Source organism: Mesorhizobium sp. WSM2561 (assembly GCF_000513915.1).
In the GTDB taxonomy this organism is placed as follows: Bacteria; Pseudomonadota; Alphaproteobacteria; order Rhizobiales; family Rhizobiaceae; genus Mesorhizobium; species Mesorhizobium muleiense.
In genome coordinates this window covers 101273-113444 of the sequence record NZ_AZUX01000003.1, presented here as the reverse complement: position 1 = coordinate 113444, position 12172 = coordinate 101273, and the positions used below count along the sequence as shown (strand labels likewise).

Below are 12172 nucleotides of genomic sequence, written 5' to 3'. Positions count from 1 at the left end.
TTGATTGCAATGCGGCGCTCGGCCGGTAGCCTGAGCTGCGCACTCCCCCGCTCGTCGCATTCTGTGCTTGTGGGTCTTCGATCGATCTGCGCCTAGTTCAAGTCTTCCTCCAATTTTGCAGAAGCGGGCCTTTGCTCCCATAGACGGGATCCTTGCGTGGACGACCTACCTTCCGGATCGTGGCCAGCGCGCCATCATGCTCCTGGGCAGTCGTGCATTCGTCATAGGTCCCAAATGGAGGGTAGGCGCCGACAACCAGAAAATCGTCGGACGCCGAAAGGCATTGGTGCCCGGTACCGGCCGGAAGAACCGCGACGTCGCCGGCCTTCAGTGACAGGGTTCGTCCCTTTTTGCCTCCAAACTGGACTTTGGCCGTACCGGCCGCAACCCCGAGCACCTCATGTATTCGTGAATGGTAGTGAACGTAGTCGTAGATGGCATTCCGCCAGCTATCCCCCCATCCATTGGCCTCAAAAAGCTCCTCCAAGACGGCTGCGGGATCAAATTCTTCGGGCAGCCTCACTGCGCTGCGATAGACGACAAGCGGCCAAAACGGATGATTGGGGACCAGGCCATCATCCTTGAACCAAAACTCATTCGCTTTTCGCCGCCTTACGAGATCGGTTACTCCTTGCTTGCCCGGTCTTGCGACACCGGTAACCTGCTCGACAGCTTTCTTGGTACTCTGCAGAATGCTCATGATGTAGCCTGCATTGCTGGTTGTCAGAGGACGACTCTTCATGCCGATTCAACCGGCTGCATGCCGGGTCGGTTCCGCTACCTTTTGGCCCACGGCAATCCAGCCGGATTTGTTCGATGATCGCAGGAGATAGTCGGCATGAGTAACGTGGTAACGCTGCATGGTGACAAGCGCTGGAAAGCGGTTCTTGTCTACGGCCACCAGAACGGCCCGATTACGATCGAACATTATCTTGAAGAGATTTCCGAGCTTCATAACATCATTGAACACGGCCCGGACTGGAACACCCTGATTGCGTGCACGGTGACAATCAACCGTCCCGACGGTGGTGAGGAGCAGAACAGCGAGGAAAAGGAGGCACGCCGTGAACATCGGTGAGATCCGCGGGAAGCTATATTGAGTGCTGCCCACGCAAGCAGCACTCAAGCATCTGAAATCCGGTATCGATTCCTACGGATGTAACCGTCAGACCCGAGGTCCCGAGCAAGTGCACAATGTGCTTGCAAATCCCTGGCGAGGGCAGGGCCAGCAATCGAGCGTTCTCGCCTCATCATGAAACCCAAGGCCTTATCGGCTCTCTGTGGGGGTCATTTTTCGGTGCTGATTCATGACAAACCATTCATGACAAACCATTCATGACAAACCATTCGTAGGCAATCTCATGAGCTTCGATGACCTCGACCTGAATTTGCTGCGCGTGTTCGACGTCATGATGCGCGAAAGAAGCGTTACGCGCACGGCATGCGAATTGGGAAGAACGCAATCTGCGATCAGCCACTCCTTGTCCAGGCTGCGGCACCTTTTCGGCGATAAGCTGTTCACGCGCGATGGAGGCGTTATGAGGCCAACCCCGCGCGCGGTCGAACTTCTGCCAGACATTTCGGCCGGATTGGCAACGATTCGAGCCTCGATTGATCGCCATCAAACTTTCGATCCCGCAACCACTCGGCGGAACTTTCGTGTCGGACTCACCGACTACCATGCGATGATAATCATACCACGTCTTCTGCGGGAGTTTTCCAGGCAGGCGCCCGGTGCCACGTTGAATATTATTCCAGCGAACGGGCTCGATATCCCGTCCTCGGTTCATCTTCGACAGATCGACTGTGCATTGACTGGAGCAGTGATCAAGGATGACCCAAGCCTCCTGAAGATCGAACTGGGCCAGGATCGTCTCTTCTGCGCAGTTTGGAGCGGCAGCCAAATCGCAAGTTCGGCGATGTCATTGGAGACATACCTGTCAGCGTCTCACTTGCAGGTTTCCGCCGATGGTGTTTCCAGCGGACTTGCGGATGCCGCGCTCAAGGATCTTGGTTTGCGGCGGAACGTGGTCGCGACGATATCGAATTATCTGGCACTTCCGTGGGTCTTGCGAGGCACCGAACTTGTTGCTCATTGTGGTGACGGAATCCTCCAAATCCTTGATAAAGCGAGTGAAGTGACTCTCCTTTCGCCGCCCCTGCCGATCCCAAATGTGAGCGCGTGGTTGCTCCTTCATCCGCAGATGGCCACGGACCCAGGGACGATCTGGCTCAAAGAAGTTCTCTCAAACATCTACTCTGAGTCACAGATTAAAAAGAGAGAAATTGTTTCTGAGAGAGAACAGAAGAAATAAACAGGAGACACACGGCTGAAACCATTACGAGTGCAGCATTGTATGAGCAGACCTCATAGTCATCATGACGAGAATGAATTTGACCAATAATGAGGCCTGCGCAACCTTGGTGCTCCACAAAAAAATAAGGGGAACCAAGATGCAAGCAATTCTCAAGGGTCTGGTCGGAGCAGCGGTAGGGCTCGTTGTATCCAACGCGTCCGCCGCGACGATCGAAAATGTCAAGAAGAACGGAGTTCTGACCTGCGGAACCAACTCAGCGACGGCCGGATTTAGCCTTCCAGACAATGAGGGCAAATGGACCGGGTTCGTGGTCGACTATTGTCGCGCTGTTGCAGCAGCGGTTTTGGGCGATGCGCAGAAGGTAAGGTTCATTCCGCTTACGCCGAAGGACCGGTTCACCGCGCTTCAGTCGGGCGAGATCGATATACTCGCACATAACGCAACCTGGACGTCATCCCGCGACACGTCTCTCGGAATACTTTTTGCGGGCACGTATTTCTACGATGGCCAGGGCTTCATGGTCCGCAAAGCGGAGAACATCGGTTCGGCCAAAGATCTGGATGGCGCGTCCATCTGCGTCACTCAGGGCACGACGACCGAGTTGAATCTCGCCGATTACTTCCGGTCGCATTCGATGACATACTCGACCGTCGGGTTTGCCGATGAAGAAGCCGTGGTAAAGGCCTACGACGAAGGTCGCTGCGACGTCCTCTCGGCCGACACGTCCACCTTGAATGCGTCGCGCCAGCGCATGGCGAAGGCCGACGACAGCGTCGTGCTTCCGGAACTTATCTCCAAGGAGCCACTCGGGCCTGCCGTGCGGCAGGGCGATGATCATTGGCTCAACGTGGCCAAATGGGCGCTCCTTGTCATGGTCGCTGCCGAAGAATTGGGAGTAACCTCGCAGAATGTCGATGAAATGAAGTCGTCGGACAACCCGAACATTCGCCGGCTGCTTGGAGCGGAGGGCAGCCTCGGAAAGGATCTCGGGCTTGGCGATAGCTGGTCCGTGGACGTTATCAAGCAGGTCGGCAACTATGGCGAAGTGTTCGATCGCAATATCGGCAAGGCCTCGCCGCTCAAGATGGAGCGCGGCCTGAACGCTCTCTGGAATCAGGGCGGTCTCCAGTACGCCCCGCCGATCCGCTAGGCCGGGTCGGTCACAAGCCGCCGGCGATTGCGCCGGCGTCTTAAAGCGCGTCGCGGTTGAATGGAGTCATGCGACACGCTTTAAGTTCTTGTTTATGCATGTCGTTATCGCAAAACCGCTGCGCACTTTTGCGCGACATGCATTAGTTCTGCACCAACACAGGAACAGGGTCATGTCCGATGTGCTGCTCGCCGCGCCCTCGCGCAGGAGCCTGTCTCTGCACGACGCCAAGGTCCGGGGCATCATCTATCAACTTTTGCTAGCGGGCAGCCTGCTGGCATTGGCCGTGGGTATTGCCGTTCAGACTGCGTCGAACATGAGGGCACGCGGGATTCCGCTGTCTTTCGGCTTCTGGAACGAGGCCGCCGGCTTCGACATCAATCAGACGCTGATCCCCTACGACACGCTCTCCACCTACGGCCAAGCGTTCTGGGTGGGTGTGGTCAATACCCTCTATGTGAGCTTGCTTGGAATCGTGTTGGCCACAGTCTTGGGCTTTGTCGTCGGCATTGCCCGCCTGTCACCGAACTGGATCGTTTCAAAGGTCGCGGCTTCGTATGTCGAAATCATACGCAACATCCCGTTATTGCTGCAGCTTTTGTTCTGGTACAATGCAGTCCTGAAAGCGCTGCCTGCGCCGAGGGCGTCGATCGAACTCCCCGGCGGCATCTATCTGAACAATCGCGGTCTCATCATTCCGGAAATCCAGCTCTACGCAGGAGCAGGTACCGTGGGACTCGCGTTCCTGGCGGCCAGCATCTTCTGCGTCGCTTTTTGGTCCTACGCCAGGCGCGCACAGAACCGCACCGGAAAGCAGTTGCCCGGGCTATGGGTCAGCCTCGCTGCCTTGATTGGACTGCCTCTGACCGTCTTCCTCCTGGCCGGCTCGCCGGTGTCGTTCGTGACGCCAGAGTTGAAAGGGTTCAATTACCGGGGTGGGCACCAGCTTTATCCGGAGTTCGCCGCTCTTCTGATCGGTCTGTCCGTCTATACCGCTTCCTTTATCGCGGAAATTGTCCGCAGCGGAATCCAGGCTGTGCCGAAAGGCCAAACCGAAGCTGCCCATGCGCTCGGGCTTGCGCCGGGCAAAACGCTTCGCCTGGTCATCGTTCCGCAGGCACTGCGCATCATCATACCGCCCCTGACCAGCCAGTACCTGAATCTCACGAAGAATTCCTCACTCGCCGTGTTTATCGGCTACCCCGACCTCGTCCAGATTTTCGCGGGAACGGTGCTCAACCAGACCGGCGCCGCCGTCCAGGTGATGGCGATCACGCTGTCGGTCTATCTCGCGATCTCCCTCGTCATGTCGATGGCCATGAACGCTTTCAATCAACGTTTCGCGATCGTCGAGAGGTGATGCATGAGCGGCCAGTCCCTGCATCCGCCCCTCGTTGGCGCTCCGCTTCTGCCTCCTATGGCGCCGCCTTCTGGAATCCGGCCGAGCCCGGCGACCTGGATCAGAAAGAACCTGTTCTCGACACCGTTCTCCGGCGTGCTCACGATCTGCTTCACAGTTCTCGCCGCATGGCTTTTGCATCAATTCGTGAGTTTTGCAGTCCTGGACGCAGTCTGGGCCGGCGGACGGGAAGAATGCCGCGCCAACCCTGACGGCGCCTGTTGGCCGTTCATCGTGGAGAAATTCGACTATCTCCGGTACGGAGCCTACCCGTTGCCCGAGCGCTGGCGGGTGGACCTGACGCTGGCAATCGGCGCCGTGCTGATCGTCTGGCTGCTATGGAAACGGGCGCCGCGGCGCAACGTGGCGGCGTTGCTGTTCTTTGTTGCCTACCCGGTCGTCGCCTTCGCGTTGTTGCGCGGTGTCGCGTCGCTCGATCTGCCGGTCATCGATACCGTCTTGTGGGGTGGTCTGCTCATCACGCTGCTCATGTCGATCGTGGGCATCGTCTTCTCGCTGCCGCTCGGTGTGCTTCTCGCGCTTGGCCGACGATCGGAGCTTCCCTTCGTCAGAGCAGTGTGTGTGATCTTCATCGAGGTCGTCAGGGGTGTGCCGTTCATCACGGTGCTGTTCATGGCGAATTTCATGATGCCGCTCTTCGTCCCCGACTATCTGACGCCCGATCGGCTGCTGCGTCCGCTGATTGCGATAGCGCTGTTCTCGTCCGCCTACATGGCCGAGGTGGTGCGCGCCGGCCTTCAGGCGATCCCCAAGGGGCAATATGAGGCGGCAAAGGCGCTCGGCGTCAGCTACTTCACCATGATGCGTCTGATCATCCTGCCGCAGGCGCTCACTATCGTTATCCCGGGCATCGTCTCTACCTTCATCGGGCTGTTCAAGGACACGACGCTGGTAGCGATCGTCGGCATTGCGGACTTCCTGAGAGCCGTCGAAACGGCGCGAGTCGATCCGAACTGGGCCGGGCCGACGATCTCCTCGACCGGCTATCTCTTCGCCGGGCTGGTCTACTGGATCTTCTGCTTCGGAATGTCCCGGTACTCGCACTCGATGGAGCGCGCGTTGGTGCGCGGCCACAAGAGCTAGGAAGCGGAATATGCGACAGGCAGTTTCAGCAGCGAGGCACGTGGCGCAAATCCTCAAATAGCCCGCCAAAAGTTCGAGCAGCCGCGAGCGGCAAAAACCACACCGGAAACCAGGCAATGGCTTGTGCAGATGCATCGCAACCGACGGTTGCGGAAAGAAATGCTGGAATGATCGACTTTGACAGGATCTATGATCGCCACCAGTTTGGGTCAGTCAAATGGGCCAATCAGTGGGACGAATTCTCGCCTCGGGTCGAGGGCGAAGATCTGCTTTCGCTGTGGACCGCGGACATGGATTTTCGCGCGCCTGAAACCGTCATCGCGCGGCTGCGGGAAGCGGCGGACCATGGAATCTATGGCTATACCCGCCGCGACCCCCGTCACTACGAGATTGTGCAATCATGGTTCGCGCGTCGGCACGACTGGTCGCCGGCACTGGAATCCCTGCTGCCGGCGCCTGCCATCATGCCGTCGGTAGCCGCGATGCTTCGGAGCTTCACGAAGCCTGGGGACGGGGTGATCGTGCAGTCTCCCATCTACTCGCCCTATTTCGAAGTGATTCAGGGGAACGGAAGGAAGCTGCTGGTCAACCGGCTAAGGTTGCAAGATAACCGATACGAGCTCGATCTTGAGGACTTCGCGAAACTGGCAGCCGGCGCCAAGGCCTTCCTGTTGTGTAATCCGCACAATCCAGCTGGAAAGGCGTGGACGCGCCAGGAACTGACGGCGCTGAACGAAATCTGCGAGCGCTACGGCATCCTTGTCATATCTGATGACATCCATTGCGATATCAGATTGTCGGATCGCCCGCACATCGTCTTCTCGTCCCTCTCGGAGGATGCCGCGGAAAAGTCATTCATCTGCACGGCTCCAACCAAGACCTTCAATCTGGCCGGCGTGCCCTCCGCAACCGTGTCGGTGGCCAACAAGCAGCGGCGCGAGGCGCTTCTGGCCACCATGCAGGCGTCGTTCATGGTCAATGCCAACTTCTTTGGACGGCTGGCGCTAGAGGTCGCCTACAGCACCGGCGGGCCGTGGCTGGATCAGCTGACGCGCTATATCAGCGGTAATGTCGATCTCGTCCTCAAGTTCGCCGAGGATCGCCTGCCGGGCATCACACCGATGCGGCCGGACGCTTCCTTTCTGGTGTGGCTGGATGCGCGCGGGCTCGATCGGAGGGTCGGAGGCGTTCAACGCTTTTTCGTCGACCGAGCCGGGGTCAATTTGTACGACGGGCGCGTCTATGGACCCGGCGGTGAAGGCTTCATTCGCCTCAATGTCGGTTGCCCTCGTCCGCTGTTGCGGAGAGGGCTCGAACGCATGTCCAGGGCGCTGGAGTCGTTGTGAGAGCGTTGACGGGACCGGCGACAGCGTGCTTGCATTCAGCTCCAGGCGTGGCTGGCCAAACCATAGACCCAGGGCCCGTTGCTTTCGCGGTTCAGAAAGCGGCGGCCTTTGGACATTGTCGTCACGGTCTCGGCAATGCCGAGGCCGCTCTGCTGCAGAAACTCGGCAAACACGCCATCCTTCTCGCGCGTATCGACGCGGGCGAATCGACCTGCCAGCTTCTTCAGATGGACGGCTGTGAGGTGGACCGCGTCCTGGTCGTTTCGGGCTATTGTGGGACCAATCACATGGCCGCGCCCGAACTCGCGACACATGGAATAGCCAACGACCTCGCCGCCGCGACTCAAAGTGGTGATCGAGGCATCCTCCGAGAGCAACGCAAGCAGCCTTGCACGGTTTGTCCCGAATGCGCGCGCGTCCAGCTCGGTGATCTCGCGAAGCCTGCCGCTGGGCAGATCACTTAATTCACCATCCAGAGCTGGCATTGGCGGGAGTTTTTGTGGGATCTCGCCCTGGCGCATGTAGACGATCGCCTCGCTGGTGAAGCCGAGTGAAATATACAGAGGATAGGCGGGATGGGTTGCATTCAGCGCCAGATTGCGATCCCCGCACTGCTCGAGGACCTGTTCCATGAGCCATCGGCCACCTCCCTGCGCCTGCGCGCGAGGCGTCGTGATCACCAGGCCGATGGTGGCAAAATCGTCCCCTTGGGGAAACCACATCGCGCTTCCGAAGACGCGCCCAATTCCGTCAACGGCGGCGATGCCATGGCCGGCGCGGCGCAACAGATCCCAGTCTTTTGGGCGATGCGGCCAGCGGACCGAAATCGACAGTGCATGCAGCAGATCGACATCGACATCATTGATGTCGCGCGCAACCAGCTCAAAGGATTTCAGGCGTACTGATCTCTGCATCTCAGTCGATCCGCTCCTTCAACGAATGCCCCAAGTCCTTTAACGAATGAACCAGGGCACGCGGTGTTAATCCTGGCGCCGATAGCCATGTTTGCGACAGCCATGTTTGCGACAGGCCTCATTTGCCGCAGCATTACATGGGAAAGCCAGCAGGTTTCGCTGGTTCGAGGCGTTTTTTCGCAATCTTCAGCCAAAGCACGACGAGATTCGGCAGGGAACGCTGCTGCGCAGGGATAGGCTGGTCGCACCCGGTGATAGTGTGCAAGCAGAGCGGACCGCCATGAACGTGGAAGAAATCCTCGCGACCCTGATTGCATTTCCCTCCGTTGTGGGCACGCCAAACGGTGAGATCGTCGATTGGATCCGCGACTACTGTCAGGCAGCCGGAGCCGAGGTGACGGTTCTGCCCGGTCCCGAGGGCGATCGGTCCAACCTGTTCGTCACGGTCGGCCCGCGTGCCGGTCGGGGCTATATCATCTCCGGACATATGGATGTCGTGCCGGCCGGCGAGCCGGAATGGAGCTCGGATCCGTTCGTCCTGCGTCGCGAGGGCGGCAGGCTTTTCGGCCGTGGCACCACCGACATGAAGGGCTTTCTCGCCTGCGCATTGGCCGCGCTGCCAGGGCTTGCGGCGATGAACCTGCGGCAGCCAGTCCATCTCGCATTCTCCTACGACGAAGAGGCGGGGTGCCGTGGTGTGCCGCATCTCTTAGCTGCGTTGCCGGGCCTATGCGAGAGGCCGCTCGGCGCGATCGTCGGCGAGCCGAGCCGGATGCAGCCTGTGCGCGCGCACAAGGGGAAGGCCGCCGCGCGGCTCGAGGTGATCGGTCGATCCGGCCATTCGTCACGCCCCGATCTCGGACTCAATGCCGTGCACGCCATGGCCGGCGTCATCTCGCACGCCGTGGCCTACGGCCAATCGCTCGCCGGCGGCCCGCTCGATCATAATTTCGAGCCCCCATATTCTTCCTTGCAGGTGGGCGTCATCGCCGGTGGACAAGCGGTCAACATCATCGCTGGCCACTGCACAGCCGATATCGAGGTGCGTGCCGTCCCGGGCGTTTCCCCAGCATCCCTGCTTGAGCCGGTCAAAGCCCGGCTTTTCGATCTACGCGACAGCGGCTTCGAGGTGGCTTGGCACGAGTTGAGTTCCTATCCCGCCCTTTCGCCTGCCGATGGGAGTAAGCTGGCGGCCGTTCTGACCGAGCTGACGGGGCAGGAGCCGCTCACAGCGGTGAGTTACGGCACGGAAGCCGGGCTTTATCAGCAGGCCGGTATCGATGCGATCATTTGCGGCCCCGGCGAAATTTCCCGCGCGCATCGTCCCAATGAATACATCGAGATCGGTGAACTTGCTGCCTGCCAGAGCATGATCGAGGATCTCGGCGCGCGTCTCGCGGCCTGAGGGAAGGCAGGTTCCATGGCATTCCTTTTCAATTCCGATGCGGCGCGTGCCGCGGTGTTCCGCGAGATCTTCGCGCGCGAACTCCCGGATATGGAATTCTTCCATTCCGGCGAGGAGATCGAGCCCGAGAAGGTGCGCTATCTCATCACCTGGACGGTGCCGGACGACATCTCCCGCTATCGCAATCTGGAAGTGCTGTTTTCGATCGGCGCCGGCGTCGACCAGTTCAAGCAGGACGTGGTGCCAAGCCATGTGAAGCTTGTGCGCATGGTCGAGGACGGCATCATACGCATGATGCAGGAATACGTCGCGCTTGGCGTGTTGGCGCTCCACCGGGAGATGCCCGCCTATCTCGAGCAGCAGAAAAGGCGCCTCTGGCAACCGATTGCCGCTCGACCGGCGGCCGAGCGCCGGGTCGGTTTTCTTGGTCTTGGCATGCTGGCGCAGGCGGCTATCGAGCGCTTGACGCCGTTCCAGTTTCCGCTTGCCGGGTGGAGCCGCAGCGAAAAGCGGATAGAGGGCGTTGCCTGTTTTCACGGCACCGATCAGTTGCCCCGCTTTCTGAAGCAGACGGACATTCTCGTCTGCCTGCTACCGCTGACGCAGGAAACGAGCGGCATTCTTAATGCCGGGCTCTTCTCCTTGCTACCAGTTGGGGCGCGGCTGCTGCATGTCGGCAGGGGTCCGCAACTCGACCAGGCCGCGTTGATCGACGCGCTCGACACCGGTCACCTTTCTGCGGCGATGCTTGATGTCACTGATCCAGAACCGCTCCCGGAAGACCATCCGCTGTGGTCGCATCCGAAGGTGATGATAACGCCGCACATTGCCTCGGTGACACAACCGCATACGGCGGCGCAAGCCGCCGTGGACAACGTCCGGCGCCACCGCGCCGGCGAAGAACTGATCGGCCTCGTCGATCGGACACTCGGCTATTAACCAGGAAACCCCACATGTCACTGCTGACCACGATTGACACAAATCCCGCCTTCACGCCCAGGGAGGCATTGCCGCTGCCGGAGCGGCTCATTTCCGGCACTCCATCCTTCAAGACCTGGGCGCAGGATGCCTCGAAAGGTGAGAAGGTTCTGACCGGCGTCTGGGAGGCGACCCCCGGCGAGACGCATTCGATCAAAGGCACTACCTACGAGTTCTGCCACATCATTTCGGGTCTCGTCGAAATCGAGGAGAAGGGCGGTGAGACCAAGACTTACCGCGCCGGCGACAGTTTCGTGATGAAGCCCGGTTTCGTCGGCGTTTGGCGCACGATCGAGACCGTGCGCAAGATCTACGTCTGCGTTTATGACTGAGTTCAGTGCTCAAGCTCCGGCCGAATAGCGCGCGCGGCGGTTCCAGAACAATCGACTTTTCAAGTTCGGCCCGACGCGATTCGACGCTGTCGGGCCGCTCATCCTCGACGAAAAATGCGGCGCGCCATCCACTATTGTTCCGCTAGTGCCAATGAGGACCTCGATCAATGAAGACCTACAACATAGCGCTCATCCCCGGCGACGGCATCGGCAAGGACGTGACCGGGGCGGCATGGCAGGTGATGCAGGCCGCGGCCAAACGGGGCGGTTTCGCCCTTGATGGCACACGTTTCCCATGGTCCTGCGCCTACTATCTGGAAACCGGCGCAATGATGCCGCCAGACGGCATCGAGACACTTCGAAAATTCGATGCGATCTATCTCGGCGCTGTCGGCTGGTCCGCGGAAGTGCCCGACTCAGTATCGCTTCACGGACTGCTCCTGCCGATCCGGAAAGGGTTCACGCAGTACGCCAACATACGGCCGCACCGGCTGTTGCCAGGCGTTCAGGGCCCCCTCCGCTCTGACGGTTTCGACATCCTGTGCATCCGCGAGAATACGGAAGGCGAATATTCCGGCGCCGGTGGGCGCATTCATTCCGGCACGGCCAATGAGGTCGCGGTTGAGACAGCAATCTTCACGCGCGCGGGTGTGGAACGGATCATCCGGTTCGGTTTCGAAAAAGCGCGGGCGCGCCGCAAGAAGCTCGCATCCGTTACCAAATCCAACGCACAGAAGCATTCCATGGTTTTTTGGGATGAGGTCACGCGCGAGGTGGCGAAGGACTATGCCGATGTCGAGGTCTCGCACTACCACATCGACGCCATTGCTGCCCGCATGGTGCTTGCGCCGGAAAGCCTCGACGTGATCGTCGCCTCGAACCTGTTTGGCGACATCCTCACGGATATTGGAGCGGCCATTCAGGGCGGGCTGGGTTACGCCGCCTCAGCCAATATCAATCCCGATCGCAGCGCGCCTTCCATGTTCGAGCCGGTCCATGGATCGGCGCCCGACATCGCGCATCTCGGCGTCGCCAATCCGATCGCCGCGATCTGGTCCGGTGCGATGATGCTTGAGCATCTGGGCGAGGGGCATGCTGCGGCAGAAGTGATGTCGGCAACCGAGTCCATAACCGCGCGGGGCATAGGCACGATCGCAGGCAAGGACCGGACTGAAACAATCACGCAAGCCGTGCTTGCGGCATTGAGCTGAAAGGGCAGAGGAAAG

12 protein-coding genes are annotated in these 12172 nt (G+C 59.6%); 10 read left to right on the top strand and 2 right to left on the bottom strand.

What is annotated here, in order from left to right; all coding sequences use genetic code 11:
- Positions 1 to 97: 97 nt before the first annotated feature.
- Positions 98 to 700 carry a cupin domain-containing protein gene (locus tag M727_RS0105400; RefSeq protein WP_027151811.1) on the bottom strand — a complete coding sequence of 201 codons (603 nt, stop codon included), beginning with the start codon at positions 698 to 700 and terminating at the stop codon, positions 98 to 100.
- Between the two features lie 138 nt (positions 701 to 838).
- On the opposite strand from M727_RS0105400, the gene M727_RS0105395 reads away from it, so the two are divergent.
- The 6 genes from M727_RS0105395 (at position 839) to M727_RS0105370 (ending at position 7317) form a co-directional block, all read left to right on the top strand.
- Entirely contained in the window at positions 839 to 1078 is a 240-nt protein-coding gene (locus M727_RS0105395) for a hypothetical protein (protein ID WP_027151810.1), read from the top strand.
- Positions 1079 to 1361: 283 nt separating this feature from the next.
- A complete protein-coding gene (locus M727_RS0105390; protein WP_027151809.1) occupies positions 1362 to 2315 on the top strand; it encodes a LysR family transcriptional regulator in 954 nt (317 codons plus the stop codon).
- A 139-nt stretch (positions 2316 to 2454) separates the two neighbouring features.
- Positions 2455 to 3468, top strand: coding sequence for an amino acid ABC transporter substrate-binding protein (locus tag M727_RS0105385; RefSeq protein WP_027151808.1), 1014 nt, complete (start codon positions 2455 to 2457; stop codon positions 3466 to 3468).
- Positions 3469 to 3640: 172 nt separating this feature from the next.
- Positions 3641 to 4828 carry an amino acid ABC transporter permease gene (locus M727_RS0105380; protein ID WP_027151807.1) on the top strand — a complete coding sequence of 396 codons (1188 nt, stop codon included), beginning with the start codon at positions 3641 to 3643 and terminating at the stop codon, positions 4826 to 4828.
- Positions 4829 to 4831: 3 nt separating this feature from the next.
- Positions 4832 to 5971, top strand: coding sequence for an amino acid ABC transporter permease (locus M727_RS0105375; protein ID WP_036261563.1), 1140 nt, complete (start codon positions 4832 to 4834; stop codon positions 5969 to 5971).
- A 116-nt stretch (positions 5972 to 6087) separates the two neighbouring features.
- The gene (locus M727_RS0105370; RefSeq protein WP_051505528.1) at positions 6088 to 7317 is read left to right on the top strand and encodes a MalY/PatB family protein; all 1230 of its coding nucleotides are present in this window, start codon (positions 6088 to 6090) and stop codon (positions 7315 to 7317) included.
- 35 nt (positions 7318 to 7352) lie between these two features.
- Here M727_RS0105370 and M727_RS0105365 read toward each other — a convergent pair whose 3' ends face one another.
- Positions 7353 to 8231, bottom strand: coding sequence for a GNAT family N-acetyltransferase (locus M727_RS0105365; protein ID WP_027151804.1), 879 nt, complete (start codon positions 8229 to 8231; stop codon positions 7353 to 7355).
- 280 nt (positions 8232 to 8511) lie between these two features.
- Here M727_RS0105365 and argE point away from each other — a divergent pair, with 280 nt between their 5' ends.
- From argE to M727_RS0105345, 4 genes are all read left to right on the top strand, one after another.
- Entirely contained in the window at positions 8512 to 9636 is a 1125-nt protein-coding gene (gene argE / locus M727_RS0105360; protein ID WP_027151803.1) for an acetylornithine deacetylase, read from the top strand.
- 15 nt (positions 9637 to 9651) lie between these two features.
- Positions 9652 to 10575: a glyoxylate/hydroxypyruvate reductase A gene (locus M727_RS0105355; protein WP_027151802.1), complete on the top strand. Its 924-nt coding sequence runs from the start codon at positions 9652 to 9654 to the stop codon at positions 10573 to 10575.
- 14 nt (positions 10576 to 10589) lie between these two features.
- Positions 10590 to 10946, top strand: coding sequence for a cupin domain-containing protein (locus tag M727_RS0105350; protein ID WP_027151801.1), 357 nt, complete (start codon positions 10590 to 10592; stop codon positions 10944 to 10946).
- A gap of 167 nt (positions 10947 to 11113) precedes the next feature.
- Positions 11114 to 12157 (top strand): tartrate dehydrogenase, encoded by a 1044-nt coding sequence (locus M727_RS0105345; protein ID WP_027151800.1) that lies wholly within the window; start codon positions 11114 to 11116, stop codon positions 12155 to 12157.
- Positions 12158 to 12172: the final 15 nt, after the last annotated feature.

Excerpts from the sequence above, each read along its gene's own strand:
- M727_RS0105385 (WP_027151808.1), top strand. The coding sequence starts at position 2,455 with ATGCAAGCAATTCTCAAGGGTCTGGTCGGAGCAGCGGTAGGGCTCGTT.
- M727_RS0105380 (WP_027151807.1), top strand. The coding sequence starts at position 3,641 with ATGTCCGATGTGCTGCTCGCCGCGCCCTCGCGCAGGAGCCTGTCTCTG.
- M727_RS0105400 (WP_027151811.1), bottom strand. The coding sequence starts at position 700 with ATGAGCATTCTGCAGAGTACCAAGAAAGCTGTCGAGCAGGTTACCGGT.
- M727_RS0105390 (WP_027151809.1), top strand. The coding sequence starts at position 1,362 with ATGAGCTTCGATGACCTCGACCTGAATTTGCTGCGCGTGTTCGACGTC.
- M727_RS0105370 (WP_051505528.1), top strand. The coding sequence starts at position 6,088 with ATGGCTTGTGCAGATGCATCGCAACCGACGGTTGCGGAAAGAAATGCT.
- argE (WP_027151803.1), top strand. The coding sequence starts at position 8,512 with ATGAACGTGGAAGAAATCCTCGCGACCCTGATTGCATTTCCCTCCGTT.
- M727_RS0105365 (WP_027151804.1), bottom strand. The coding sequence starts at position 8,231 with ATGCAGAGATCAGTACGCCTGAAATCCTTTGAGCTGGTTGCGCGCGAC.
- M727_RS0105355 (WP_027151802.1), top strand. The coding sequence starts at position 9,652 with ATGGCATTCCTTTTCAATTCCGATGCGGCGCGTGCCGCGGTGTTCCGC.
- M727_RS0105350 (WP_027151801.1), top strand. The coding sequence starts at position 10,590 with ATGTCACTGCTGACCACGATTGACACAAATCCCGCCTTCACGCCCAGG.
- M727_RS0105375 (WP_036261563.1), top strand. The coding sequence starts at position 4,832 with ATGAGCGGCCAGTCCCTGCATCCGCCCCTCGTTGGCGCTCCGCTTCTG.
- M727_RS0105395 (WP_027151810.1), top strand. The coding sequence starts at position 839 with ATGAGTAACGTGGTAACGCTGCATGGTGACAAGCGCTGGAAAGCGGTT.
- M727_RS0105345 (WP_027151800.1), top strand. The coding sequence starts at position 11,114 with ATGAAGACCTACAACATAGCGCTCATCCCCGGCGACGGCATCGGCAAG.